The 23,872-nt window shown below is 67.6% G+C and carries 26 protein-coding genes; 12 read left to right on the forward strand and 14 right to left on the reverse strand.

From position 1 onward, the window contains the following. The 3 genes from KHN96_RS20045 to KHN96_RS20055 form a co-directional block, all read right to left on the reverse strand. Window positions 1-336: amidase family protein (locus tag KHN96_RS20045; protein WP_244855914.1), on the reverse strand; the 336-nt coding region annotated here is incomplete at its 3' end. A 22-nt stretch (window positions 337-358) separates the two neighbouring features. Next, entirely contained in the window at window positions 359-1,036 is a 678-nt protein-coding gene (locus KHN96_RS20050; RefSeq protein WP_062739499.1) for a DUF2848 domain-containing protein, read from the reverse strand. A 46-nt stretch (window positions 1,037-1,082) separates the two neighbouring features. After that, window positions 1,083-1,796 carry a GntR family transcriptional regulator gene (locus KHN96_RS20055; RefSeq protein ID WP_045786081.1) on the reverse strand — a complete coding sequence of 238 codons (714 nt, stop codon included), beginning with the start codon at window positions 1,794-1,796 and terminating at the stop codon, window positions 1,083-1,085. A 165-nt stretch (window positions 1,797-1,961) separates the two neighbouring features. Between KHN96_RS20055 and KHN96_RS20060 the strand changes: the two genes are divergently transcribed. The 3 genes from KHN96_RS20060 (at window position 1,962) to KHN96_RS20070 (ending at window position 4,997) form a co-directional block, all read left to right on the forward strand. Next, window positions 1,962-3,239 carry a flavin-dependent oxidoreductase gene (locus tag KHN96_RS20060; protein WP_062739500.1) on the forward strand — a complete coding sequence of 426 codons (1,278 nt, stop codon included), beginning with the start codon at window positions 1,962-1,964 and terminating at the stop codon, window positions 3,237-3,239. A 31-nt stretch (window positions 3,240-3,270) separates the two neighbouring features. Next, complete coding sequence (locus KHN96_RS20065; RefSeq protein WP_062739501.1) at window positions 3,271-4,404, forward strand: ABC transporter substrate-binding protein; 1,134 nt, start codon at window positions 3,271-3,273, stop codon at window positions 4,402-4,404. 74 nt (window positions 4,405-4,478) lie between these two features. Next, window positions 4,479-4,997, forward strand: coding sequence for a MarR family winged helix-turn-helix transcriptional regulator (locus tag KHN96_RS20070; protein ID WP_045786084.1), 519 nt, complete (start codon window positions 4,479-4,481; stop codon window positions 4,995-4,997). A gap of 43 nt (window positions 4,998-5,040) precedes the next feature. Here the strand turns inward: KHN96_RS20070 and KHN96_RS20075 are convergent, their stop codons facing one another. Next, window positions 5,041-5,391 carry a hypothetical protein gene (locus tag KHN96_RS20075; RefSeq protein ID WP_045786085.1) on the reverse strand — a complete coding sequence of 117 codons (351 nt, stop codon included), beginning with the start codon at window positions 5,389-5,391 and terminating at the stop codon, window positions 5,041-5,043. A gap of 351 nt (window positions 5,392-5,742) precedes the next feature. Here KHN96_RS20075 and KHN96_RS20080 point away from each other — a divergent pair, with 351 nt between their 5' ends. After that, a complete protein-coding gene (locus KHN96_RS20080; protein ID WP_045786086.1) occupies window positions 5,743-6,960 on the forward strand; it encodes a cyclic di-GMP phosphodiesterase in 1,218 nt (405 codons plus the stop codon). A 9-nt stretch (window positions 6,961-6,969) separates the two neighbouring features. Here the strand turns inward: KHN96_RS20080 and KHN96_RS20085 are convergent, their stop codons facing one another. Continuing rightward, window positions 6,970-7,140 carry a hypothetical protein gene (locus tag KHN96_RS20085; protein ID WP_181817391.1) on the reverse strand — a complete coding sequence of 57 codons (171 nt, stop codon included), beginning with the start codon at window positions 7,138-7,140 and terminating at the stop codon, window positions 6,970-6,972. Between the two features lie 231 nt (window positions 7,141-7,371). Between KHN96_RS20085 and KHN96_RS20090 the strand changes: the two genes are divergently transcribed. From KHN96_RS20090 to KHN96_RS20100, 3 genes are all read left to right on the forward strand, one after another. Further along, on the forward strand, window positions 7,372-8,358 hold the full coding sequence (locus KHN96_RS20090; RefSeq protein ID WP_062739502.1) for a DUF6685 family protein: 987 nt from the start codon (window positions 7,372-7,374) through the stop codon (window positions 8,356-8,358). A 145-nt stretch (window positions 8,359-8,503) separates the two neighbouring features. Further along, complete coding sequence (locus KHN96_RS20095) at window positions 8,504-8,875, forward strand: hypothetical protein (RefSeq protein ID WP_045787790.1); 372 nt, start codon at window positions 8,504-8,506, stop codon at window positions 8,873-8,875. 83 nt (window positions 8,876-8,958) lie between these two features. Beyond that, window positions 8,959-11,136 (forward strand): TonB-dependent receptor, encoded by a 2,178-nt coding sequence (locus KHN96_RS20100; RefSeq protein ID WP_062739503.1) that lies wholly within the window; start codon window positions 8,959-8,961, stop codon window positions 11,134-11,136. Between the two features lie 38 nt (window positions 11,137-11,174). Here KHN96_RS20100 and KHN96_RS20105 read toward each other — a convergent pair whose 3' ends face one another. Both KHN96_RS20105 and KHN96_RS20110 read right to left on the reverse strand, forming a co-directional pair. Continuing rightward, complete coding sequence (locus KHN96_RS20105) at window positions 11,175-11,807, reverse strand: hypothetical protein (protein ID WP_045786089.1); 633 nt, start codon at window positions 11,805-11,807, stop codon at window positions 11,175-11,177. A gap of 112 nt (window positions 11,808-11,919) precedes the next feature. Beyond that, the gene (locus KHN96_RS20110; protein WP_045786090.1) at window positions 11,920-12,504 is read right to left on the reverse strand and encodes a hypothetical protein; all 585 of its coding nucleotides are present in this window, start codon (window positions 12,502-12,504) and stop codon (window positions 11,920-11,922) included. A gap of 179 nt (window positions 12,505-12,683) precedes the next feature. Between KHN96_RS20110 and KHN96_RS20115 the strand changes: the two genes are divergently transcribed. Beyond that, complete coding sequence (locus KHN96_RS20115; protein WP_062739504.1) at window positions 12,684-12,974, forward strand: hypothetical protein; 291 nt, start codon at window positions 12,684-12,686, stop codon at window positions 12,972-12,974. Further along, the gene (locus tag KHN96_RS20120; RefSeq protein WP_045786092.1) at window positions 12,971-13,180 is read left to right on the forward strand and encodes a lysozyme family protein; all 210 of its coding nucleotides are present in this window, start codon (window positions 12,971-12,973) and stop codon (window positions 13,178-13,180) included. Before KHN96_RS20115 ends, KHN96_RS20120 begins: the two co-directional genes overlap by 4 nt. A gap of 23 nt (window positions 13,181-13,203) precedes the next feature. On the opposite strand, the gene KHN96_RS20125 is transcribed toward KHN96_RS20120, so the two are convergent. Beyond that, complete coding sequence (locus KHN96_RS20125; RefSeq protein WP_238587599.1) at window positions 13,204-13,542, reverse strand: hypothetical protein; 339 nt, start codon at window positions 13,540-13,542, stop codon at window positions 13,204-13,206. 194 nt (window positions 13,543-13,736) lie between these two features. Here KHN96_RS20125 and KHN96_RS20130 point away from each other — a divergent pair, with 194 nt between their 5' ends. Further along, on the forward strand, window positions 13,737-15,200 hold the full coding sequence (locus KHN96_RS20130; RefSeq protein ID WP_062739505.1) for an aminotransferase-like domain-containing protein: 1,464 nt from the start codon (window positions 13,737-13,739) through the stop codon (window positions 15,198-15,200). A 9-nt stretch (window positions 15,201-15,209) separates the two neighbouring features. On the opposite strand, the gene KHN96_RS20135 is transcribed toward KHN96_RS20130, so the two are convergent. Genes KHN96_RS20135 through KHN96_RS20150 form a run of 4 tightly spaced genes read right to left on the reverse strand, consistent with a single transcriptional unit; the run spans window position 15,210 to window position 19,022 of the window. Further along, complete coding sequence (locus KHN96_RS20135) at window positions 15,210-15,872, reverse strand: PqiC family protein (protein ID WP_062739506.1); 663 nt, start codon at window positions 15,870-15,872, stop codon at window positions 15,210-15,212. After that, window positions 15,869-17,512 (reverse strand): PqiB family protein, encoded by a 1,644-nt coding sequence (locus KHN96_RS20140; RefSeq protein ID WP_045786096.1) that lies wholly within the window; start codon window positions 17,510-17,512, stop codon window positions 15,869-15,871. Before KHN96_RS20140 ends, KHN96_RS20135 begins: the two co-directional genes overlap by 4 nt. Beyond that, window positions 17,509-18,246: a paraquat-inducible protein A gene (locus KHN96_RS20145; protein WP_027678083.1), complete on the reverse strand. Its 738-nt coding sequence runs from the start codon at window positions 18,244-18,246 to the stop codon at window positions 17,509-17,511. The genes KHN96_RS20140 and KHN96_RS20145 overlap by 4 nt, the downstream gene beginning before the upstream one ends. Further along, a complete protein-coding gene (locus KHN96_RS20150; protein ID WP_062739507.1) occupies window positions 18,243-19,022 on the reverse strand; it encodes a paraquat-inducible protein A in 780 nt (259 codons plus the stop codon). Before KHN96_RS20150 ends, KHN96_RS20145 begins: the two co-directional genes overlap by 4 nt. Window positions 19,023-19,260: 238 nt before the next feature. Between KHN96_RS20150 and KHN96_RS20155 the strand changes: the two genes are divergently transcribed. Beyond that, a complete protein-coding gene (locus KHN96_RS20155) occupies window positions 19,261-19,773 on the forward strand; it encodes a hypothetical protein (RefSeq protein WP_062739508.1) in 513 nt (170 codons plus the stop codon). 51 nt (window positions 19,774-19,824) lie between these two features. Here the strand turns inward: KHN96_RS20155 and fghA are convergent, their stop codons facing one another. Beyond that, window positions 19,825-20,688: an S-formylglutathione hydrolase gene (gene fghA, locus KHN96_RS20160; protein WP_062739509.1), complete on the reverse strand. Its 864-nt coding sequence runs from the start codon at window positions 20,686-20,688 to the stop codon at window positions 19,825-19,827. 11 nt (window positions 20,689-20,699) lie between these two features. Further along, complete coding sequence (locus KHN96_RS20165; RefSeq protein WP_045786101.1) at window positions 20,700-21,806, reverse strand: S-(hydroxymethyl)glutathione dehydrogenase/class III alcohol dehydrogenase; 1,107 nt, start codon at window positions 21,804-21,806, stop codon at window positions 20,700-20,702. A 227-nt stretch (window positions 21,807-22,033) separates the two neighbouring features. On the opposite strand from KHN96_RS20165, the gene KHN96_RS20170 reads away from it, so the two are divergent. Further along, window positions 22,034-23,836 carry a methyl-accepting chemotaxis protein gene (locus KHN96_RS20170; RefSeq protein WP_082063016.1) on the forward strand — a complete coding sequence of 601 codons (1,803 nt, stop codon included), beginning with the start codon at window positions 22,034-22,036 and terminating at the stop codon, window positions 23,834-23,836. The last annotated feature ends 36 nt before the right edge of the window (window positions 23,837-23,872 follow it).

Consider the following 23,872-nt stretch of genomic DNA (forward strand, 5'->3'; position numbering starts at 1 on the left):
CGCCACGGCGGCGGCGTCGGCGGTGGCGGGCGGCCGGTCGGCCAGTGCGCGGGAGCCGGCGGCCGTCACCTGGCCGGCCACGTCGAACAGGTCCTTGATCGACACCGGCAGCCCGGCCAGCAGCGAGGGCACATTGCCTGCCGCGCGTGCGGCATCGGCGGCACGCGCCATGGCGAGCGCGGCTTGCGCATCGAGGCTCACGTACGCGGCACCACCGGAGGCGCGGTGCGATTCGGCACGCTCGAGCGCGGCTTCAGTCAAGGCAACGCTGGTGGTGCGGCCGGCAGCCAGGTCGGCGGCGAGTGCGCGGATGGTGTTGGGGCGGGGCGTCGTCATGCGGCAATCTCCGGTGGGCGCTTCAGCCTTCAACAGGCAGGGTGTGGACAGCATAGCGATGGCGCAGCTCGCTGCCCGACACCGGGTCGATCAGCGCCATGTCGAACGCCTCGCCAAAACCGAGTTCGCCGATGATCGGCTGCGTGCCGCAGAACATGGCGGTCCCCACCGGCAGCGTGTCGGCGCCGGTGTAGCGGCGGATGAGGTCGCGCGGGTCGAGCATGCGCGTGACGCTGCCTTCCTGGTACAGCGCGGTCTGGCCGTCGCGTGTGCGCCAAGTCTTCATCTGGAGGCTGTCCCAGTGGTCGGCCAGCGCGTCGAAGCGCCACACGTCGCGGCTCACGGGCTTGGCGCACATCTGCTTGGAGACCGTCACGCCATAGGCTTCGACCTTGCGGTCGGTATGGTCCGACCCGATGCCGACCAACAGGCCCATCGGCGTGGAATACAGCACGAATTCCGCTTCACCGGACGAATCGGCGCCGGGAATCTCGACGCGCGCATCGGTGGTCAAGAGCGACGCCGACACGCGATAGAAGCACGGCACGCGGGCTGGGCGCGCCACGCCGATCGCTTCGAGTTCGGCGATGTGGTGTTCGACGGCCTCGGCGTCGCGGCCGGTCCAGCCGGCAATGACGAGGTGGTCGACAGTCACGTCGATGGGGCCGTGGCCCATGAGGTTCAGGTGCAGCGTGGTCATGCGGAATCCGGAAGAAGCGGGAAAACAAGCCAAGGGGGAATCGAAATCAGAGCGTGCGGATGATCGTGCGGCGGAACTCGTCGATGTGCTCGCGGATGGCCTCGCGCGCGGCGGGCACGTCGCGGCGCTCCAGCGCATCGAGCACGGCAAGGTGTTCGTCGTACACGTTCTGCAGGTGTTGCGGCTCGGAAAGCGAGAGGAACCAGAAGCGCGCCTGCTTTTCATGCAGCCCGCGTAGCAGTTCGGCCAGCACGCGGTTGCGCGAGGCAGCCGAAATGGCGAGGTGGAACTTGAGGTCGAGCGCCGCGAGCGCGGCAATGTCGCGCTGCTCGATCAGGGCCGGCGACGCATCGACGATGGCGCGCATGGCTTCCAGGTCGGCGGGGTGGGCGCGCTCGGCGGCGAGCGTCACGCACAGCACCTCGTTGGTCGCGCGCACTTCGATCATGTCGAGCACGTCGTTGAGCGAGAGCGGCGTCACCAGCACGCCCTTGCGCGGCAGGATCTGCACCAGCCCTTCGACTTCGAGCCGATGCAGCGCCTGGTGAATCGGCGTGCGGCCGAGTCCGAGCAGCGCGCCGAGCTGCGCCTCGTTGAGCGGCTCGCCGGGGCGGAACTCGCACGCCATGATGCGGCGCTTGATCTCGGCATAGGCGAGCTCGCGCATGGCCGCGCCCTTGGGGGCGTGCGCGGCCGGTTCCACTGCAAACGGGGCAGGGTTGGCGGCGCCGGGAGAAACCAGCTTGATCGGGCGCGACATCGCAGAACCTCGAATCTGTAAAAGTCGAGTGATGGTATTGTGATATCTCACAGAGCGTCAAGCGATCGCGCCATCGCTCCGGGCTAGGGATTGCCCTGATGCACGCGGTCTGGCCATCCGGAAAAATTGTTATAGACTGCAACAAAAATTTGGACGGAGACAGCCATGAAGATCGCCATCATCGGGGCGGGCATCGGCGGGCTCACGCTTGCGTTGATGGCGCAGCGGCAGGGCTTTGAGGTCGAGGTATGGGAGGCGGTGCAGACGCTGCGGCCGCTGGGCGTGGGCATCAACCTGCTGCCGCACGCGGCGCGCCAGCTGTGCGAACTCGGGCTCGAAGACACGCTCGGCGCGCTGGCGATCCGCACGTCGGCGCTGGCGTACTACAACCGCTTCGGCCAGCCGATCTGGCACGAGCCGCGCGGGCTGGCGGCGGGATATGACTGGCCGCAGTTCTCCATCCACCGCGGCGAATTCCAGATGGCGCTGGCCGATGCCGTGATGGAGCGGCTCGGGCGCGACGCCGTGCATCTCGGCCACAGCTTCGAGGCGGTCCGGTCGACTGGCGAGGGCGGCGGCCCCGTGCGCTTCACGCTGCGCGACCGCGCCAATGACGCCATCGTCGAATCGTCGGCCGACGTGCTGATCGGTGCCGACGGCATCCACTCCGCCGTGCGCCGTCAGTTCTACCCCACGGGCGACGCGCCGCGCTTTGCCGGCCGCATGCTGTGGCGGGCCGTCACCGAAGGGCAACCGTATCTCGATGGCCGCACGATGTTCATGGCCGGCCACCAGGACCAGAAGTTCGTCGCCTACCCCATCTCCGAGCCGCTGCGCCAGCAGGGCCGCTCGCGCATCAACTGGATCGCCGAGCTGCGCGTGCCCGACGAGGCGCCGCCGCGCAGCGACTGGAACCGCGAAGTCGACCGTGCCATCTTTCGCAGCGCCTTTGCCGACTGGAAATGGGATTGGATCGACATCCCCGCGCTCATCGACGGCGCGCAGGCCGTGTACGAATTCCCGCTCGTCGACAAGGATCCGCTGCCGCGCTGGACGTTCGGCCGCGTCACGCTGCTGGGCGACGCGGCGCACCCGATGTACCCGATCGGCTCGAACGGCAGCGCGCAGGCGATTCTCGACGCGCGCGCGCTGATCGATTGCCTGCTGAGCACACGCGAGATCGGCATCGCCCTGCGCGAGTACGAGGCCGATCGCCTGCCGCGCACGGCCGGCATCGTGCTGCGCAATCGTCTGAACGGGCCGGAACAGGTCATGCAGCTTGCGCACGAACGCGCGCCGCAGGGCTTTGCCCGTATCGATGACGTGATCCCGCGCGCCGAGCTGGAAGGGATTGCGATACGCTACAAGAAACTCGCCGGTTTCGATCCGCAGTCGCTGCGCGATCAGCCGCCCATGCCCGCCCGCGGCGGCGCGCCGGCCTGACGACAACACCACCAGAAAAGAAGAGGGGACCATGACCATTCGCCGCACCATCTGCGCCGCTGTCGCGCTGCTGCTTGCGACCACTGCCCATGCCGACGTGGTCGTGGGCGTGAGCCTGTCGACCACCGGGCCGTCGGCGTCGCTGGGCATCACGCAGAAGAATTCGCTGGCGTTCTACCCGGACAGCATCGGCGGCGAAAAGCTGCGCCTCGTGGTGGTGGACGACGCGTCGGACCCAACCACCGGCACGCGCATGGCACGCAAGCTCGTGACGGAAGACCACGTCGACATCATCGTCGGCTCGTCGGCGGTGGCGCCGTCGATTGCGATCGCCGAGGTCGCGACCGAATCGCACACGCCGCAGTTGTCGCTCGCGCCGGTCGAGCTGAAGCCGGGCAAGGGCGACTGGACGTATCGCCTCGCGCAGCCGATCTCGCTGATGGCCGAGGCGATTGCCGCGCGCATGGCGGCGTCCGGCGTCAAGACCGTCGGCTTCATCGGCTTTGCCGATGCGTACGGCGAGAGCTGGCTCAAGGATTTCACCGCCGCCGCCACGCCGCGCGGCATCAAGATCGTCGATGTGGAACGCTATGCGCGCGCCGATACCAGCGTGACCGGGCAGGTGGCCAAGCTCGTCAGCATCAAGCCCGATGCGATCCTGGTGGCCGGCGCCGGTACGGGCGCTGCGCTGCCGCATACGTCGCTGCGCGATCGCGGCTATGCGGGCCCGATCTACCAGACGCACGGCGCGGCGACGAAGGACCTGATCCGCATCGGCGGCAAGACGGTCGATGGCGCCATCCTGCCGGCGGGCCCCGTGATCGTGGCCGAGCAGCTGCCCGACAGCCATCCCAGCAAGAAGACGGCGCTCGAGTACGTCACCCGCTACGAAAAGGCCAACGGCCCGGACACGCGCACCCAGTTCGGCGCCCACACGTGGGACGCGCTGCAGGTGCTCAAGCGTATCGTGCCGGTGGCGCTCAAGCAGGCCCGGCCGGGCACGCCCGAGTTTCGTCAGGCGCTGAAGACGGCGCTGGAGTCGGAGCGCGACATCGTCGTCTCGCATGGGGTGCTGAACTACACGGCCGCCGACCACTTCGGCTTTGATGCGCGCGGCCGTGTGCTGCTGACCATCGAGCACGGCAAGTGGAAACTGCTGAACTGAAGCGCGCGTGCGCGCATGGTCAAGCGGCACGCCGCCGACGATCATCCCGAGACTCCGCCACCACCGCCAACGCCATGCCGCGCACGCCCAAAGCCGACGATCTCTACCCCGCCGTGGCCGCATCCGGCCACTTCAACCCGCACCTCGCCGATGTGGAATATGGCGCCCTCGACGGGCTGGTCGGCTATGCGGTGCGGCGCGCGCAGCTGCACATCTACGAAGATTTCGTGCGCTCGCTGCAGGCGTGGAACATCACGCCGCCGCGCTTTTCGGCCATGACCGTCATCGCGCACAACCCGAACCTCAAGCTGACGGAACTGGCGAACATCCTGGGCGTGGCGCGCTCGGGCGCGGTGCTGCTGGTCGACACGCTCGAAGAGATGGGCATGGTCGAGCGCCAGCCGTCCCCGAAGGACAAGCGCGCCTTCCGGCTCGTGCTGACGGCCCGGGGCGCGACGACGCTGGAGGACATCACACGTGCCGTCACCGAGCACGACGCCCGTGTGACGGCACATCTGTCGGGCGACGAACGGCGGACACTGCTCGCGCTGCTCAACAAGCTCGCCGCGGGGCCGGCCGCCGCGCCTGAATGACGAACGGCCCGCATGCGGGCCGTGTCCGGTTTGCCAGGGCGGATCAGCGCTTGTCGGCGTCCATGGCCTTCTGCCACGGATCCTTCTCGGGCGGGTAGAGCGAATCGAAGTATTCGCGCAGCGTGCAGATTTCCTGGACGATCTCGAACGGAAAGCCCTGCCGGCCGCCGCGGTCATCCATCTGCAGGCTGTTCAGGTAGCGCCGGCAGCCGATGAAGTCCACCCACTTGGCGGCGATCGTGTTGATGATGCGCGGGAACCTGCGGCCCAGCTCGATCGGCCGCACTTCGTCGGGCAGGGACGCCAGCCAGCGGATCGCCTCGCGGTTGAGCGCGAAGTCGTCGGGGCCGGGCTGCTTGCGTTGGGACGCGGGATCTGGGGTCATATCGTGCATGCATCCATGAGGGCCTGATCACACTGGAGCCGCATACATGGCCGGTGTGCACCCACCCTGGGCTTAGTGTACGCCGCTTGGCGCCGTCTGCCAGCCCGACACGGGAGGGTCTTGACGCTTTACCCGTTTGAATCGAACAGCCACGCCGCGAGCCTCCCCTTGGCCCTGGGGCATGCGGTCCGCGCCACATTCGCCCTCAAGTTTTGCCGGCTCGTGCCGATAAGCCAAGCGCGGCTCGACTCGCTGTGGCCCAGAGCACCCACGTCAAGGCGAGGACGGCGCCAGCGCCGGCAGGCATGCCGCCCCTTATTTCAATCAGAAAACCGGACTTCGAGCCGAGGTAGGCAGGGTATGAAGCAAATCGATGCGAGCCAATTGCGTGTCGGCATGTTTGTCATGAAGCTGGGTGGGTCATGGCTCAAGCATCCGTTCTGGCGCACGCAGTTCCAGCTGTCGAACCAGGGACAGATCGAGGACATCCGCAAGGCGGGCATCACCGAGGTCTGGATCGATCCGGAACGCGGCGAAGACGTACTGCCTGCTAACCTGATGCCGACCTCTGCGCCAGCGGTACCCGAGCCTGAACCACTGACGCGCGAGACCCTTGCCGCCCGGCCGCCGATTACACCCACGTCGCTCAAGGAAGAGTGGAAGCACGCTCAGCAGCTGGTGCAGAACGGCAAGGCCACGCTCGGCCACATGTTCGCCGAGGCCCGCATGGGCCGGGCGCTCGAAACCGAGAAGGCGCTGCTGCTGGTGGACGACGTGTCGAATTCGCTGGCACGCAACTCGTATGCGCTCATCGCCCTGGCGCGCCTGAAGACGAAGGACGACTACACGTACCTGCACTCGTTTGCGGTCTGCGCGCTGATGGTCGCGCTGGCCAAGACGCTGGGCCTGCCTGAAGACGAGATCCGCGAATGCGGGCTGGGCGGGCTGGTGCATGACATTGGCAAGTCGGCCATGCCGCGCACGCTGCTCGACAAGAGCACGGCGCTCACCAAGGACGAACTCGCGCTGCTGCAGACGCACGCCGTGGGCGGCCACCACCTGCTGGTGGGCACCGGGCAGTTCAGCGAGATCGCGCGCGAGATCTGCCTGCACCACCACGAGCGCATCGACGGCAGCGGCTACCCCGACGCCCAGAAGGCCGACGGCATCAGCCTGTGGGCCAAGATGGGCGCCATCTGCGATGTGTACGACACGCTCACCTCGAGCAGCCCGTATCACCATGCGTGGTCGCCGGCGCAGGCGCTCAAGTACATGATGGCGCGCACCGACACGCAGTTTGACCGCACCATCTTCCAGGCCTTCACGCGCAGCGTGGGCATCTACCCGGTGGGCACGCTGGTCAAGCTGCGCACCAACCGGCTCGGCGTGGTCGTCAACCAGAACGAGGCCTCCGCGCTCAAGCCGGACGTGGTCGTGTTCTACTCGGGCAACACCAAGACGCGCGTGCGCCCCGAGCGCATCAGCCTCAGCAAGTCGGACGACGCCATCGTCAGCGTGGAAGACGCCACCACGTGGGGTTTGTCCGACGAGGAAGTCTCCGACATGTGCCTGGTCTGAGCGCGCGGCTCAGACGTCTTCCACGGGCGGTTCCTTGCGGTCGGGGTTATCGGGCCGCGTGTCGGGCGGAACGAGCTTGTCGCCGGGCTGGCGCGGACGCTGCTCGGGCGCGGCGCTGGGTTTGGACGGGGCCGGCGGCTGCGTCGTGTCGGTTTGGGTGCGGCCTGGCTGGGTGGGCATCGCGCTCTCCTGCGGGTGGGGATGCCCCGTCTTCCAGCACGCCGCGCGCCTGGCAAGCCCCCACGCCGTATGTGTATTTTTATTAACACGGACTTCAACAAACTTCATGGCACACCCCTCTAAAGTGGGGTACGTTTGAGTCGTTGTTCCTGACGTTGCCGAACCTGCGCCGCAGAGCCAGAGCGTGGTCGGCCATCCGCAAACGAACGATTCAGTCTTCCGGGGGGTGACATGAACGTTTCCAATCTGCTGCACGCGGCGTCGCATTGGGTGTTGCAGTCGCGCGCTTTCAGCATCACGCAATCGGTTGCGCACCATCGCACGCCAAGCGATGCGCTGTCGCACTGGAAACTCGATATCTGGCACAAGAGCGTGCCGTTCCTGCTTGAGGGCGGCCTCGCCGAGCCGGCGCATCAGCTGTTTCCGAAGCATCTGCCGCACGCTGATTGGGTCGATGAACTGCACCACCATCTAAGCCAGCTTGTGGGCATGCGCCGCGAGCATTGCAAGGTCGATATCCGCGCCGTGACGGGGCTGGCGCAGTCGCCGTGCTCGGTGCATTCGTTCCCGAGCATGCTGGTGTTCGCGCATCAGCATTGCCGCCGCATTCCACACAGCACCGACGCCGACTTTGCTGCCAACCGGCGCCACGTGTTCCGCTACGCAGATCAGGTCAACGTGTTCCGTGCCTACGACTTTGCCGGCGGCGAACTGTTCTACATGAACGAGTGGGGCGCGCACCATTTTGCTGCGCTGGTCTTGCAGGCGCGCACGCAGAACCGCGAACTGCTCGTCGACGCCGAGGTGCGCCACGTGCGCTCGGCGCTCGGGCTGCGCCGGCTGCTCGACAGCTTCCACGTCATCGGTGCCCGCCGCCAGGCGCAGCAGCGCTATGGCACGCGCCTGTCCGAGGCGCTGGCGAGCCACCAGGTGCCGCATCGCTGGATGCATGGCCGCCGCGAGACGGAAGGCTTCGAACTGTGCTTCCTGCCCAAGTCCGACCGCTTCGCCAACTGCGTGGGCGAGCAGCTCGTGCGTGACGGCTGGTTCGACTACGGCGCATGGCTGGCGGGGCTGCGCGACGCCGCCGAAGTGGGCGCACCCGCGCAACGCGCCGGGGCAGCCCGCAAGACGCGGGCCAGCTGGAAGCGCGTGTCCGTGCCGGGCCTCGGTTTGCCGACCGGTCTGGCTGCGGGGTTTGCGCACACGCGGCTGTAACACAAAGGCGCTACGGTTGCGGGTTGTCCTGCCCCCCGCCTGACGGATTGCTGAATCAGGCGGCCGGTGTCAGAATTCGCAACTTAGTTGCATGTTGGCGCGCGATGCCCTATCGCGTCGGGCGCCGGCATCTGCGTCCCTGACCGTGCGTTCGTTCCGCTCCTCCTTCCTCCAATTGCGTTGGCTGGCCTGCCTGCTGACCGCGTTCCTGCTGTTTGGGCAGCAGGGCGCGCTGCGGCATGCGCTGTCGCATTGGGGTGAGGAAGCCAGCGGCGGCCCCCGCATTGTCAGTACCGCTGCGGCCACGCCCGGCGGCACCGAGCGCAGCCCCGCGCAGGAACATGCCGTCTGCCTGCAATGCGCAGCGTTTGCAGCGCTTGCGGCCGCCTTGCCGATGCTGGCGGCGATGGGCCTGGCCCATACCCGGCGCTGGCACTTTCCGCGCATCGGTTTCCGTGCAGGCGCGCCGGTCTTTCCGGTGGCCGTGTGTTCGCGCGATCCTCCGTTCCCCCTTTGATTCCTGCCTTGCCCGTCGGCTCCGTGTGGTGATGCGCGCGCGAGCCGCTGTCTGACGCATCCGCTCGATTCAAAGGTCTGTCCATGATTCCGTTCCAGCCCGCCAAGCTGGTGATGGCGCTTGCCGCCGTCCTGCCACCTTTTGCGGCCGCTCCCGCCTTCGCGCAGGAAGCCGCCCCGCCTGCCGCCAACGCCGGCAACGCCGCCACGCCGGCCGGCAGTGTCCGCGACCTCAGCGAAACCCGCGTGAGCGCTAAGCGGCTCGATGCCGCGCGCAACGCGCTCTCGCCCGACACCGGCAGCTCCGTCTACAAGTTCGACACCGACGACATCGCCCGCCTGCCCCTGGGCGATGCGACCCCGCTCAACCAGGTGCTGCTGCAGGCTCCGGGCGTGGTGCAGGATTCCTACGGCCAGCTGCACGTGCGCGGCGACCACTCCAACCTGCAGTACCGCATCAACGGCGTGATCATTCCCGAGCCGATCAGCGGCTTCGGCCAGATGCTCGACACGCGCTTCGCCAACCAGATCAACGTGCTGACCGGCGCGCTGCCGGCGCAGTACGGCTATCGCACCGCCGGCATTGTCGACATCACCACCAAGGGCGCTGCCTCCGACGAGGACGGCGAGCCCAAGGCCTTCGGCGGCGAGATCGGCACGGTGCTCGGCAGCAACGCCACGCACGAGGTCAACGCCCAGATCCAGGGCACGAAGGACCGTTTCAGCTATTACCTGTCGGGCGTGTTCCTGGAGAACAACCTCGGCATCGAAAACCCCACGGGCAACCGCAACGCCACGCACGACCACACCACGCAGAACAAGTCGTTCGGCATGCTTTCGTACCTGCTCGACAACGACAGCCGCGTGAGCTTCATGTTCGGCACGTCCAACGGGCGCTTCCAGATTCCCACGCGCCCCGGGCTTGCGCCGCAGTTCACGCTCGATGGCGCGGTACCGCCGGCATCGGAGGCGCTCAATGCGAACCAGCGCGAGAAGACCGACTTCCAGATCCTGACGTACCAGCAGAAGGTGTCGTCCAGGCTGGACTACCAGGTGTCGGTGTTCCGCCGGGCGAGCCGCATCGACTACATGCCCGATCCGATTGGCGACCTCGTCTACAACGGCGTGGCTGCCGACATCACGCGCCGCAACGAGGCGTACGGCGTGCAGGGCGATGCGAGCTACAAGCTCGGTGACAAGCACACGCTACGCTTCGGCGTCTTCGCGCAGCGCGAGCGCTACGTGGCCGACAACACCTCCAGCGTCTTCCCCGCCGATGACACCGGCGCGCAGACCAGCACCACGCCGTTCACGATCGTCGACAACCACAGCGGCAGCGGCACGACCCTGGGCGTCTACCTGCAGGACGAGTGGAAGCCCACCGACAAGCTGACCGTCAACTACGGCGCACGCTACGATCACGTCAATACCATCGTCAGCGAGCAGCAACTGAGTCCGCGCCTGGGCGTGACGTATGACCTGACGCCGCGCACGCGCGTGCATGCCGGCTATGCGCGGTACTTCACGCCGCCACCCACCGAGAAGTTCGATACCACCTCGGTGCAGGCCTTTGCCGGCACGACGAACGCGCTGCCGTCGGATGCCAACACGGCGGTCAGGTCGGAGCGCTCGAACTACTTCGATATCGGCGTCTCGCACCAGGTCACGCCGCACCTCACGCTCGGGCTCGATGCGTATTACCGCGACGTGCGCCATCTGCAGGACGAAGGCCAGTTCGGCAACGCGCTGCTGTATTCGGCGTTCAACTTCGAGCGCGGCCGCATCTATGGCCTGGAAGGCAGCGCGAACTACCGCAACGGCAACTTCGGTGCGTACCTCAATGTGGCCGTGTCGCGCGCGCAGGGCAAGGGCATCGAGACCGGCCAGTTCAACTTCGACGCCGAGGAGCTGGCCTACATCAACAACCACTGGGTGAACCTCGATCACGACCAGCGCCTGACCGCGTCGGCCGGCGTGTCGTATCGGTATGCCGGCACGACGTACATGACCGATGTGCTGTTCGGCAGCGGCCTGCGCAACGGCTTTGCCAATACCGACCGCCTGCCGGCCTACTGGCAGATGAACGTGGGTGCCGCGCGCGACTTCAACCTGCCGATGCTCGGCAAGATCAAGACGCGCCTGACGGTGTTGAACGTCTTCGACCGCAGCTACCAGCTGCGCGATGGCACGGGTATCGGCGTGGGTGCGCCGCAGTTCGCGCCGCGCCGCACGTTCCTGCTCTCGGTCAGCAAGCCGTTCTAACAAGGCGGGCCGGCGCGCGAGGCTGGCCCGCGCGGTCCTTACATCGGCGGGACCATCCCGTCCTTGCCCACCAGCACGCGCTGCGCCGTCAGCGTGCCGTGCGCGTCGGCGCGTACGAACATGACGACGTGCGCGCCGGCCTTCAACGCATCACGCCGGCCCGGCGCGAACGTGACGATGGGCACGTCGGCCGGCACCACGATGCGCTGCTCTCCATCCTTGTACTTCACCGACAGCGTGCGGCCCTGGGCCGCCGTCACCGCGCCGGCCTGCTCGACCGTGCCGTTGGTCATGGTGCTGTCGGGGCCGAGGTCGTATGGGCGGTGGCCGTCGCCGGTGCCGCGCATGGCTTCGGGAAACACATGCACTTCCAGCGCGCGCAACGTGCCGTCCGGCTGCTTGACGGCGGCCGTGCCGATGTAGCTGCCGGGGCGGATGGCTGACGGCTCGGTCGGCGCGACTTCGGTCACGCTGAGGTCCGCCGGCAGCGCCACCGTGGCCTGGTTGCCGGCGGTGTCCGTGACGTCGAGGGCGTTGCCGTGGACAGCGTCGATGGTGGCACGCACGCGGGCCGGGGCCTGCGCATTCTGCGCGGAGGCCGCCATCGGGAAGGCGGCGGCCAACGCCGCTGCCAGCGCGGCCGTACGAAGGATGAGGGGAAGACGGATCATCGGGAGGGGCCAGGATGTACGCCCGGCGCGGGCGCGGCGGGCCGCTGCCCGGTTGCGGCGGCCGCCACCAGTCTAGACGCGATGGCTGCCGCGTGCAGACCCATGCCCTTCGCTAGCTGCGGTGCTGACCCGGCACACGCTTGCCTTTGTAAGTCGGGCGGTTCCGGCGCATGTCGTCGGACCAATCGGTGCCGCCGGATGGCGACTGCACCGGCACATCGCGCGTGCCGGGCTGCGGCTCGATGGGCGCTTCGTCCAGGTCGACCGCGTCGGGGGCGTCGGCGTCGTCGTTTTCACCGGCCAGGCCGGTGGCGTGCTCGAAGGCTTCGTCGTCGAGCAGCGTTTCCACGCCCGGGTCGCGCACGTCGCGCACCGTGTCCGGCATCAGGTCGCCGCCCTCGCGGGTGACGAAATCGTGGCCCGCGGCGCGGCGCTCGCCGGTGCCTGTGGAGTCGGTGTCGCTGTCGAGCTCGACGTCGCCCAGGTCTGCGCCGGCCGTGCGGTTGGCCGCGTTGCCATGCGGGTGGACGGCGGGGTCGTCGTCGAAGCGGTCTTCAACATCACTGCCGAGGCCGGGGCCGCCGACCACGTCGCTGCCCGTGTCCGAACTGTCGGATGGGCCGAGGGCTTCGGTGCCGTGGCCCTTGCCGGTCTGAGCAGGTGCTTCGCCAGTGCGATACAGGTTGCTGGTTGCCATGTGGGATCTCCATGCATGCGAGTGCGCCAGGGCGCGACACCGCAGTTCCAGCAAGGCGGATACCCGCGCGCGCCAACCGGGAGGACTGCTCTGCGCTGTGACGGCGGCACGCGGGTTGCGTGAGGTGTGCGCTGCGGGCACGTCGCCTGAGCGGCCCGCAACCGACAAGGAGTCCGACGATGAAGCAACATGCACAGCAACAGCACAAGCCCACTGCCGAGCCGGCTGACCAGAAGGGCATGCACCAGGGGAACCGCCACACCGAGCACAGCCAGGCGCACGGCGGCACGAAGGACAGTTCAGAGGCGGACCGCGCGCTGCGCTCGCCACGGCAGCACAGCACCGACCAGTCCATCAAGCGCGCCGCGCAAACGCCCACCGAAGACGGCCGCGCCGCCGCGCAAGCGGGCCAGATGCCGCAGAACCAGCAGCGCCTGGGGCAGCATCAGAACAGCCGCAAGCAGCCATGAGCACCGAGAACCGGCCCGGCCACGGCGAGCAGGCGCACCCGGAGCCGTCCGCGGACGAGCCGACCGCCCGGCCCGCGGCCCCGGCGATCCCGAGCGAAAGCGGCGTGGGCGAAGAAGACCCGGGCGACTTCGAGAACGCGTCGATTCGCAAGGATGACGGCAAGCGGCCCCAGGCGCCGCATGCGCCTCCAGGCGAGCGTCGCTAGCGCGGCGTCCTGCCATTGACCACTCAGCCACGCGAGACCCTGCGTGGCTGAGTCGATCTTGCCAGCCACTGCCACATCTGCAGCCAAGTGCGCTGCAGCGCAGGGTGAGCAGGCGGTACCACGCGCAGGTGGACGCCGCTGCGGCCTGCGCTATGCAGGCGCCACCAGCCCGAGGTCTCCAGCATATGCGCGCGCCCGGCGTCGACCGTGTGCCGCACGGGGGCTTGCGTACGCGATGGAGGTTCGAGTTGCGCGCGACCTTCGAGCACGATCAGCGTGGTCCCGGCCGCGAACCAGTGCAGGCCGTTCTGTGCGGCACCGAGGCGCAGCGCTTCGAGAGAGGGTGTCGTCGTTGCCATCATGTCGATCTCCTGAACATGAAGGCAGCGTAGGGTGGTGCGCCGTGCCGCAACAGGCACAGAGCCGGCCGTGTGGGACGCAACAGCGGCGCACCGGCGTACATCTGTTGCGGTACAGTTTTGTGCTCTCTGTATCTGTTGCGGTGTGGCCGTGCCCGGCATGATGTGCCGTGCACCTCACCGTGTTATCGCCCGCCATGTCCGTCGCCGAGTTGACTCCGCCGCCCGCACAGCCGCTGTATCGCACGTTGGCCGATCACTACCTCGGCGCCATCCGCAGCGGCGTCCTCGCGCCCGGCGAGCGCATGCCGTCAGTGCGCACGTTGATGCGCACGCACGGTGTGAGCCTGTCGACCGCCCTGCAGGTATGCCGGCATCTCGAGACAGAAGGCTGGCTCGAGGCGCGGGAGCGCTCCGGCTACTTCGTGCGCCAGCCGCGCCGCGCGTTGCTGGCCCCCGTCAAGGAGCCGGAGCTGGCAACGCCCGACCCCGCTGCCTACGTGGGCGTGCATGCGCGCGTGTCGGCCATCGTGGCGCGCGGGCAGCAGGCTACTCTGCGCGTCGACCTGTCGGGTGCAAGCGGGGCCGCCACCTTGTATCCATCGGCAGCGCTCAACCGGATTGCCTCGCAGATGCTGCGCCGGCATCCGCTCCTGCTCACGCAGGCTGTGCGACCGAACGGGCATCCCGAGTTGCAGACCGCCGTGGCGCGCCGGGCGCTGGACATGGGCGTGCAGATTGCGCCGGACGACGTGGTGGTCACGCACGGCTGCATCGAGGCAGTGAATCTGGCATTGCGCGCCGTCGCCCAGCCCGGCGACACGGTGGCCGTGGAATCGCCCACGTATTACGGGCTGCTGCAGGTGCTGGAAAGCCTTGGCATGCGCGCGGTCGAGATTCCCACCAGCCCGCGCACGGGCATGTCGATCGAGGCGCTGGAGATGGCGGTGCAGGCCTACGGCAACATCCGGGCGGTGGTGGTCGTGCCGAACCTGCAGAACCCGCTGGGCAGCATCATGCCCGACGCGGCCAAGCGGCGGATGGCGGCGTTTTGCGATGCGCATCGCATCGCGCTGATCGAAGACGACACCTACAGCGCACTGGCCGACAGCCCCACGCCGCTGAAGGCAATCAAGGCATGGGACCGCACAGGCAACGTCATCTATTGCGCGTCACTGAGCAAGGTGCTGGCGCCCGGCCTGCGCCTCGGGTGGATGGCGGCGGGCCGCTGGCACGAGCGCGTGCAGATGCTGAAGTTTGCACAGTCGCGACCGAACGAGTCGTGGTCGCAGGTGATGGCCGGGCGCTTCATCGCATCGGGCGCGTACGACCGGCATCTGCGCACGCTTCGGCAGACCTTGCGCGAGCAGCGCGAGCGGATGGCGGAGTCGATCGCGGGATGCTTTCCGGCCGGCACGCGGCTGTCGGTGCCGGCCGGCGGTCTGGCGATGTGGGTGGAACTACCGGCCAATGTGTCGTCGGTGGCGCTGTTCGATGCGGCGCTGGCGCAGGGCATCCGCATTGCGCCGGGGACGATGTTCTCGAACCTGAACCGGTTCGATCATTACTTCCGGCTGTGCTTCGGGCTGCCGCCTTCGGCTGACCTGGAAGCGGCGCTCACCACGCTCGGCCGGCTCACGCAGCAACTCGCCGAGCGCTGACGCATCGCCTTACCGGCACCACGCCGGCACGGAGGACGGCGATTCGAGCCCCTGCACGCTCTGCGCAATCTGCGCCGACCACTGCTGCACCAGGCGCTGCGTGGCGGACACCACGGCATCGACGCCTGCGTTCTGGTCGCCGGCCACCGGCTCGGTCAGCGCGGTCTGGCACGTGAGTGCGGCGGCTGCGGGCTGCGCCATATCCGGCTTGGCGACGTCGCGCGCGACCCGCCAGGTCAGCAGCGCCGCGACGCGCTGGCCGGGGCGCGCATCGTAGCTGCGCATGTCGGCAGTGATGCGGTAGAGCGGCACGCCGGCGGGCGCCGCGCCGCCGCCGACGTCCACCGCGGCCAGCGCCGCCGCCAGATTGACGGACAACGCATCCCGCAACTCCGCGCCGAACGGTGCGGCCCAACGCTGTTGCTCGAGCGCCTGCACTTCGCTGTCCGATGTGCGCAGCACGATCTGCGGCTTGTCGAGGCGGTCGGGCACCCGCACGCCCGAGAGGCGGAAGGCCCGCTCGAAGCGCACCGTGTCGGCGGCGGCCGGGCGCGCCGACAGCGTGTGCAGCGTCGGCTCGGGCGAGGCGCACGCCGCTACCATTGCAGCCGCGCCAGCCGCGCAGGCCAGGCGCACAGAAGAAGACAGCATCGTCGTTTGCATCGGCATCATTGCGCGTCCTTTGCCTTGCCGCGGATCAGCGCTTCCGGGTGGCGGTCCAGATAGTCGGTCAGCACGCGCACGGACGCGGCGGCCTTGGCCACCTGTTCCAGCGTATCGCGCGCATTGCGTTGCAGCGGGGCATCGTCAGAGAAGACCTGGCGCGCAGAATCCAGCGTGCGGCGGGCCTCGGCCAGCGTCTCCTTCATCTGCGGAGCGAGGTCGCTGTTGACGGTCTTGGCCAACTGCTCGGTCTGCTTGAGCGTGGCGTCGAGCGTGGTCAGCGTGCGGTGGACGTCCTGTCCGATCTGCTCGAACGGCACCTTGTTGAGCTTCTTGGCGATGCCGGCAATCTGCGCCTCGAGGTCGTCGGTCGGGTTGTCGGCAGTCGGGAAGACGTACGCACCGTCACGATCGCGCATGCCGAAGCGCGGCGGAGTCTTGTCGCGGTCCGCTGCGTCGATGAAGTCGAGGTTCACGAACTGCTGGCCCGTCAGCAGGCTCGCGCTCTTCAGCTGCGCGCGCATGCCGTTCTTCACCAGCACATCGAACTGCGTGCGGACGTCTTCGGCGGCGTGCTGCGGATTGTCGTCGCGGATGTCCATGCCGAAGCGGGTCGGGTACAGGGTAGCCGTCACGGGCAGCACGAACTCGTGGCGCTTCTTGCTGTAGTGGATGCCGATCGATTTGATCTCGCCCACATTGATGCCCTTGAACTCCACCGGCGCCCCCACGTTGAGGCCGCGCAGCGAGCGGTGGAAGTACATCACCACGGTCTGCGACAGGTGTTCCGGGTCCTTTAGCGCTGCAGTTTCGTTGCGCACGAGCTGGAACTGCGCGTCGGACGCAGCCGGTTCGTGATCGGCTTCCTCGGGCGTCTGGAACGCGATGCCGCCGAGCGCCACGGTCAGCAGCGATTGCGTATCGACCTTCAGCCCATTGGCGTCGAGCTTGAGGTCGATGCCGCTGGCGTTCCAGAACCGCGTGCCGCGTGCCACAAACTTGTCGAACGGCGCGTTGACGAAGATGTGCAACGTCACGCCCTTGCCGTCGGCGTCGATGTCGTAAGCCGTCACCTGGCCCACGCGCACGCGACGGAAATACACCGGCGCACCGATGTCGAGCGAGCCCAGGTCGGGTGCGTGCAGCGTGAATTGTTTGCCGGGCGCGTCGGCCGAAATGGCCGGCGGTGTGTCGAGGCCCCTGAAGACGGATTTCTTCTCTTGCGAGCGGCCGCCGTCCACGCCGATATAGGCGCCGGAGAGCAACGTGCCGAGCCCCGAAATGCTGCCGGCCGCCACGCGCGGGCGCACCACCCAGAAGCGCGTGTCCGATGCGGCGAACGCCTTGCCGTCATGCGTCAGTTCGATCAGCACGACGGCGCCGGAGCGGTCGTCGGTCAGCCCGACCGCCTTGACCACGCCGATATCGACGCTCTTGTATTTGACGCGCGTCTTGCCGGCCTCGATGCCCTCGGCCGAGCTGAACGTGACGGTGACCTGCGCGCCGCGCGCCAGGATCACCCGCGCCATGAGTGTGGCGCCCACCACGAGCGCCACGATCGGCACCAGCCAGATCAGCGAGGGCAGCCAGCGCTTGCGCTTCGTGCGGCGCGGCGCCGGAATGTTTTCGTTATCGACGGGGTCGGTCATACATCGGTCTCTTCGGGATCGGGCTCGTCGATGACGTCCCAGATCAGGCGGGGATCAAAACAGCGGGCGGCGAACATGGTCAGCACCACCACGGCGGCAAACGGGCCGACACCAGGGCCGGGCTTGATGATGGCCAGCGTCGAGAGGTGCACAAGACCTGCGAGCAGCGTCACCACAAACACATCGAGCATCGACCACCGGCCGATGATCTCGACCAGCGCATACAGGCGCGTGCGCAGGCGCGGGTTCCAGTGCCAGCGTTGCTGCACCGAAAGGCACAGCACCGCGAGGATGCCGAGCTTGGCCAGCGGCACCAGGAAGCTTGCGATGAACACGATGATGGCCAGGTGCCACGAGCCCGACGTCCAGAGGTAGACGATCCCGCTCATGATGGTGTCCTGCTGCGTGCCGAGGAGGGTGTCGGTAATCATCACCGGCAGCAGGTTGGCCGGCAGGTACATGGCGGCTGCCGCAATCAGCAGCGCCCAGCAGCGCGCCAGGCTGTCGGGCTTGCGCACGTGCAGGGGCGACATGCAGCGCGGGCAGACTGGCGCTGGGGCGGTTTCGTCGGGCGCGTCTTCGTGGGTCAGCACCGCTCGCGTGGCGGCCTCTGATTCGGGCATGCGCGCCAGCAGGCCGCAGCGCTCGCATGTCACCAGGCCATGCGCGGCGGCGCGCAGCGGGCGGGCTTGTTGCGCCGGCTGTGCGGAGGCAGGCGTGGTGGCGCTGCTCATGAGCGCTTCTCCCCAGGCCGGGCGGCGGCATCTACGCCCGTGGGCGCGTCCACTTGCGAGCCCGGCGGCAGCGTCAGGCCGATCTCGCGCCAGAACGGCCGCAGGTCGATCGACAACGCCACCGTCAGGAACACGGTCAGCGCGGCAAACGCCCACAAGCCTGCATCGGCTTCCAGCGACACCATGCGTGCCACTTTGATGAGGGCCACCACCACGCCCAGCATGAAGATCTCGACCATCGCCCACGGGCGAATCAACGCTGCCGCGCGCAGCACCAGCGCGGCGGCCGGATGCTGCCGCCCGCGCCATCGCGCGATGAGCAGCGGCGCCAGCACCGACATGTACATCAGCGGAAAAAACACCGTGGTGAGCGCCACCAGCACGGCAGTGAACAGCATGTCGTAGTCATACAGCGCCACGATGGCACCCCAGAGCGTGGTGGCGTGCCGGTTGCCGCCGCCGTTCATCTCGGCAATCGGAAAGATGTTCGCGACGATGTAGACGATGAGGCCCGTCACCACCAGCGGCAGCAGCACCGACAGGCGCTCGCTCTGGTTGCGGTACAGCTTCACGCCGCAGCGCGTGCAGTGCGCCTCTTCATCGAGCGCAATGACTTCGTGGCGATGCAGGGTGTCGCAATGCTCGCAGGCGATCCAGGCATCCGGATCGCCCGGCAGCGGTTGCGCGACCGGGGCGGCCTTGGCGTCGAGGGCATCGCCCGCTGCGCGCCATGATCGCGGCAGCGGGAAGGGGAATTTCACGGTTAACAGCTCCATCGTCGGGCTGAAGGCGCAGCGGCAGCGTTGAATTCACGCGGGACGGCGCACCGACAGTCGGGCAGGCGATTATACATACAGGGTTGAATGTATAGCTGAGTGCCGGCTTCCGCATTTTGACGCACGGTCACAAGCAAATATCCCGCCAATCAGCGCGTTCGACGATGGGCACCGGGTGATGGCGGAACGGCCCTTGCTGAGTTGGAGGGGCACATCCTCAACCTCAAAGGAGCCATTCATGACGTATCTCCGTGCATCTTCTCTTGTAGTCGCGCTGGCGCTGGCAGGCGGTACCGCGGCGGCGTATGCCCAGACGGGGGCGGCCCAATCGAACAGCACGGCGGGGGGCAGCACCATGTCGCCGGCCGGCGGTACCAGCACCGACGCAACGGCCACGGGCACGGGGGGCACCGCCGTCAATGGCGGCTCGACGGGCAGCGGCCGGGACGCCACCCGTAATCGCAATGCCACCGGCAAGCAAGGGCGCTCCGGCAATACATCGTCGCGCTCCGGTTCCAGCGGCGGCTATGGCGGCAGCGCGAACGATTCGACCGGCAGCACGACCGGCGGCGGTTCGGGCGGGGTCGGGGTCGGCGCCCCGGGTACCGGCGGCTCGATGGGCGCGCCGGGCGGGGGCAATGGCGGCGGTGCTGCCGGCTCGGGCGGTGTCGGTGGCGGCGTCGGTGGCGGAGCAGGCAGCGGGGGCGCCGGCGGCGCCGCGGGCGGCGGCGGCGGTGGGAGCGGCCGCTAACCGCCCGCTAACCGCCCGCTAACCGCCCGCTAACCGCCCGCTAACCTGCTGCTAACGCAGTTGCGCTGCGTGATGCAGCAGGTGATCTTCGATGAAGGTCTCGATGAAGTAGTAGCCGTGGTCGTAGCCGTGGTGGCGGCGCAGTTGCAGCGGCTGCCCGGCTGCGGCGCACGCGGCGGCAAAGTCTTCCGGATACAACTGCTCGGCGAGGAATTTGTCGGCCTCGCCCTGATCGATCAGGATGCCGCCCGGAAACGGGCATGAAGCCAGCCGCATCAATTGCGTAGCGTCGTGCGCCGCCCAGGCGGTGCGGTCCTCCCCGAGATACCCGGTGAAGGCCTTGATGCCCCACGGGCACACCGACGGGTGCGCGATGGGTGCAAACGCCGACACCGAAGCAAAGCGCTCCCGATGGCGCAGGGCCAGCGTCAACGCGCCGTGGCCGCCCATCGAATGCCCGAAGATTCCGATGCGTCCGGGTGCCACGGGAAACGCCACGCGCGCAATGTGATGCAGCTCGTCCGCGACGTAGCTTTCCATGCGGTAGTGCTCGCGCCACGGGGCCTGCGTCGCGTCCAGATAAAAACCGGCGGCGATGCCGAAATCCCAGTGGTCGGCTTCGCCGGGGACGTTTGCGCCGCGCGGGCTGGTGTCGGGCCCGATCAGGATGAGCCCCTCGCGTGCGGCCACGCGTTGCGCGCCGGCTTTGATGGCGAACGTCTCTTCCGTAGACGTCAGCCCGGCCAGATAGAACAGCGCAGGGCACCGCGTGCCGGCCAGCGCCTGCGGCGGCAGGTAGGCCGAGAAGCGCATCGGCAGCCCAATCACCGCTGAGTCATGCCGATAAAACCGCTGCACGCCGCCAAAGCAGGCGTGCTCCGAAATCAGTTCAAGCGCGGGTGTCGGACTCGTCATCGCGTGGCGCCTCAGTACAGCACGACGGAGCGGATCGACTCGCCGCGCTTCATCAGGTCAAAGCCCTCGTTGATGCGATCCAGCGGCAGCGTGTGCGTGATGAGGTCGTCGATGTTGAGCTTGCCTTCCATGTACCAGTCGACGATCTTCGGCACGTCGGTGCGGCCTCGCGCGCCCCCAAAGGCCGAGCCTTTCCACTGCCGGCCCGTCACGAGCTGGAACGGGCGTGTACTGATCTCCGCGCCGGCCTCGGCCACGCCGATGATGATCGACTGGCCCCAGCCCTTGTGCGTGCACTCCAGCGCCTGGCGCATGACCTTCGTGTTGCCGATGCATTCGAACGAGTAATCCGCGCCGCCGTCGGTGAGCTGGATGATGTGGTCCACCACGTTTTCCACATCGTTGGGGTTGATGAAATGCGTCATGCCGAACTTGCGTGCCATCGCCTCGCGCGCGGGGTTCAGGTCCACGCCGATGATCTTGTCGGCGCCGACCATCTTGGCGCCCTGGATCACGTTCAGCCCGATGCCACCCAGACCGAACACGACCACGTTGGCACCGGCTTCCACCTTGGCGGTGTAGACCACCGCGCCCACGCCCGTCGTCACGCCGCAGCCGATGTAGCAGACCTTGTCAAACGGTGCGTCGGGGCGGATCTTCGCCAGCGCAATTTCCGGCACCACGATGTGATTCGCAAACGTTGACGTGCCCATGTAGTGGAACAGCGGCTTGCCATCGAGCGAGAAGCGCGACGTGCCGTCCGGCATCAGGCCCTTGCCCTGCGTGGCGCGAATCGCCTGGCACAGGTTCGTCTTGCGCGACAGGCAGAACTTGCACTGGCGGCATTCCGGTGTGTAAAGCGGAATCACGTGGTCGCCCGCTTTCAATGACGTCACGCCCGCGCCCACCTCCAGCACCACGCCCGCGCCTTCATGGCCGAGGATCGCCGGGAAGATGCCTTCCGGGTCGGCACCCGAGAGCGTGTAGTAATCGGTATGGCAGATGCCGGTCGCCTTGATCTCGACGAGCACCTCGCCGGCACGCGGGCCTTGCAGGTCGACTTCTTCCACGGTGAGCGGAGCACCGGCTTTCCAGGCGATGGCGGCTTTCGTTTTCATGCGCATTCCTTTTCTGAAGTGGAGCCAGCCCGACCCGGGCAGCGTAGTGAGTGCGATTGTAGGACGATGTCTGCCGCGGCAACGTGCCAGCAACGTCATGTTCGGCACATCAGACTTCAGATTTTCTTACGACGGCCGTTTCTTGTGCGACGGCAGGCCGACAGGGCCGCGTGCCGCATGCCTTACATGGCGGAACCCCCGCCATGGGCCTCGTAGGAAACCATACCGTGCTTGCATCCATCCGTACTCGCATTTTGCTCACCTGCGTTGCCATCGTGGTCGGCGCATTGACCTTCGCTGGCGGTCTCAACTATCTCGTCACCCGTTCGTACAACGAAGAATCGGCCCGGCTGAGCCTGCAGGCGAACGTGCGCGGCCGGACTTCCGCCATTGACGAGTGGGTCGCCACCAAGACGCAGATGGTTGCGTCGCTGCAGGACGTCGCGCTCAGCGCCGATCCAGTTCCGCTGTTCAAGGCCGTGCATCAGGCTGGCGGCTTCATCAACATCTATGTCGGGTACCCCGACAAGTCGTACAAGTTCTCGAACCCTGAGGGCATTCCGCCCACCTACGACCCGACCGCGCGGCCTTGGTACAAGCAGGCGGTGGAAGCAGGTAAGCCGGTGGTGACGCCGCCGTACGTGAGCGCGAGCACGGGGCAGCTCGTTGTAACCTTTGCGGTGCCTATCCTGCAGGGTGGCGCGCTCAAGGGCGTGATCGGCGGTGATGTGGCCATGGACAGCGTGATCGCGAACGTGAAGTCCATCCGGCCGACCCCTGCCAGCTTTGGCTTCCTCGTCAATGCCGCAGGCAAGATCGTCGCGCATTCCAACGACAAGCTCACCCTCAAGCCGGCGACCGAGTTGTCCGCGGCGCTCACTGAGAGCGCGCTGGCCGCATTGGGGCAGGTCGACAAGCTCACGGAAGTCACGATTGACGGCGTTCCCAAGCTGCTCTGGCGCCAGGGCGTGAAGGGCACCGACTGGAGTCTCATCGTTGCGCTAGACGAGTCCGATGCCACTGCCGGCCTGCGTTCGCTGGTGATGACGTCGATTGGCGCGCTGGTGGGCGTGGCCATCGTTGCGGCACTCATCGTGGGTGCGATGACGGCACGTGCGTTCCGCCGCCTGTCGATGATCCGCGATGCCATGGACGACATCGGCTCGGGCAGCGGCGACCTCACCAAGCGCCTGCCGTCCGACGGCGAAGACGAAGTCGCCCAGATCGCGCGTTCGTTCAATACCTTCGCAGACAAGCTCACCGCGGTGATGCAGCAGATCCGCCTGGGCAGCGATTCGGTGCGCTCGGCCGCGCAGGAGATTGCCGCCGGCAACGCAGACCTCTCGCAGCGCACGGAAGAGCAAGCCAGCTCGCTGGAAGAAACCGCATCGAGCATGGAAGAGCTGACGAGCATCGTGAAGCAGAACGCCGACAACGCGCGTCAGGCCAGCCAGCTTGCCGTGACGGCGTCGGACGTTGCTACGCGCGGCGGCGAGGTGGTCGGCCAGGTCGTGCAGACCATGGGCGGCATCAACGAGAGCAGCAAGAAGATCGCCGACATCATCGGCGTGATCGAAAGCATCGCCTTCCAGACCAACATCCTGGCGTTGAACGCCGCGGTGGAAGCGGCACGTGCCGGCGAGCAGGGCCGCGGCTTTGCCGTCGTGGCCAGCGAAGTGCGCAGCCTCGCGCAGCGCTCGGCCGGTGCCGCAAAGGAAATCAAGGCGCTGATCCACGACTCGGTGGACCGCGTCGCCAACGGCACGGCGCTGGTGGACCAGGCCGGCGTGACGATGGCGGAGATCGTCGATGCGGTGAAGCGCGTGACCGACATCATGGGTGAGATTTCCGCCGCGTCGGAAGAGCAGAGCAGCGGCATCGAGCAGGTCAACCAGGCCGTCAACCAGATGGACCAGGTGACGCAGCAGAACGCCGCACTCGTGGAGCAGGCCGCCGCCGCCGCGGAATCGCTGGAGGAGCAGGCCCGCAACCTGAACGAGGCGGTGGGGATGTTCCGGCTTTCGCACTGAGTGCCGCACAGTCGCAACGGTTGACGAGGCCGGGCC

It is taken from the genome of Ralstonia mannitolilytica, assembly GCF_905397375.1.
Classification (GTDB): domain Bacteria; phylum Pseudomonadota; class Gammaproteobacteria; order Burkholderiales; family Burkholderiaceae; genus Ralstonia; species Ralstonia mannitolilytica.

Bases quoted from the DNA above. Each gene is read 5' to 3' on its own strand.
- KHN96_RS20140 (WP_045786096.1), bottom strand. From the start codon at position 17,512: ATGACCGACCCCGTCGATAACGAAAACATTCCGGCGCCGCGCCGCACG.
- KHN96_RS20075 (WP_045786085.1), bottom strand. From the start codon at position 5,391: ATGCACGATATGACCCCAGATCCCGCGTCCCAACGCAAGCAGCCCGGC.
- KHN96_RS20165 (WP_045786101.1), bottom strand. From the start codon at position 21,806: ATGAAAACGAAAGCCGCCATCGCCTGGAAAGCCGGTGCTCCGCTCACC.
- KHN96_RS20125 (WP_238587599.1), bottom strand. From the start codon at position 13,542: ATGATGGCAACGACGACACCCTCTCTCGAAGCGCTGCGCCTCGGTGCC.
- KHN96_RS20115 (WP_062739504.1), top strand. From the start codon at position 12,684: ATGAAGCAACATGCACAGCAACAGCACAAGCCCACTGCCGAGCCGGCT.
- KHN96_RS20150 (WP_062739507.1), bottom strand. From the start codon at position 19,022: ATGGAGCTGTTAACCGTGAAATTCCCCTTCCCGCTGCCGCGATCATGG.
- KHN96_RS20055 (WP_045786081.1), bottom strand. From the start codon at position 1,796: ATGTCGCGCCCGATCAAGCTGGTTTCTCCCGGCGCCGCCAACCCTGCC.
- KHN96_RS20090 (WP_062739502.1), top strand. From the start codon at position 7,372: ATGAACGTTTCCAATCTGCTGCACGCGGCGTCGCATTGGGTGTTGCAG.
- KHN96_RS20080 (WP_045786086.1), top strand. From the start codon at position 5,743: ATGAAGCAAATCGATGCGAGCCAATTGCGTGTCGGCATGTTTGTCATG.
- KHN96_RS20085 (WP_181817391.1), bottom strand. From the start codon at position 7,140: ATGCCCACCCAGCCAGGCCGCACCCAAACCGACACGACGCAGCCGCCG.
- KHN96_RS20105 (WP_045786089.1), bottom strand. From the start codon at position 11,807: ATGATCCGTCTTCCCCTCATCCTTCGTACGGCCGCGCTGGCAGCGGCG.
- KHN96_RS20060 (WP_062739500.1), top strand. From the start codon at position 1,962: ATGAAGATCGCCATCATCGGGGCGGGCATCGGCGGGCTCACGCTTGCG.
- KHN96_RS20100 (WP_062739503.1), top strand. From the start codon at position 8,959: ATGATTCCGTTCCAGCCCGCCAAGCTGGTGATGGCGCTTGCCGCCGTC.
- KHN96_RS20120 (WP_045786092.1), top strand. From the start codon at position 12,971: ATGAGCACCGAGAACCGGCCCGGCCACGGCGAGCAGGCGCACCCGGAG.
- KHN96_RS20155 (WP_062739508.1), top strand. From the start codon at position 19,261: ATGACGTATCTCCGTGCATCTTCTCTTGTAGTCGCGCTGGCGCTGGCA.
- KHN96_RS20145 (WP_027678083.1), bottom strand. From the start codon at position 18,246: ATGAGCAGCGCCACCACGCCTGCCTCCGCACAGCCGGCGCAACAAGCC.
- KHN96_RS20110 (WP_045786090.1), bottom strand. From the start codon at position 12,504: ATGGCAACCAGCAACCTGTATCGCACTGGCGAAGCACCTGCTCAGACC.
- KHN96_RS20050 (WP_062739499.1), bottom strand. From the start codon at position 1,036: ATGACCACGCTGCACCTGAACCTCATGGGCCACGGCCCCATCGACGTG.
- KHN96_RS20065 (WP_062739501.1), top strand. From the start codon at position 3,271: ATGACCATTCGCCGCACCATCTGCGCCGCTGTCGCGCTGCTGCTTGCG.
- KHN96_RS20130 (WP_062739505.1), top strand. From the start codon at position 13,737: ATGTCCGTCGCCGAGTTGACTCCGCCGCCCGCACAGCCGCTGTATCGC.
- KHN96_RS20135 (WP_062739506.1), bottom strand. From the start codon at position 15,872: ATGATGCCGATGCAAACGACGATGCTGTCTTCTTCTGTGCGCCTGGCC.
- fghA (WP_062739509.1), bottom strand. From the start codon at position 20,688: ATGACGAGTCCGACACCCGCGCTTGAACTGATTTCGGAGCACGCCTGC.
- KHN96_RS20070 (WP_045786084.1), top strand. From the start codon at position 4,479: ATGCCGCGCACGCCCAAAGCCGACGATCTCTACCCCGCCGTGGCCGCA.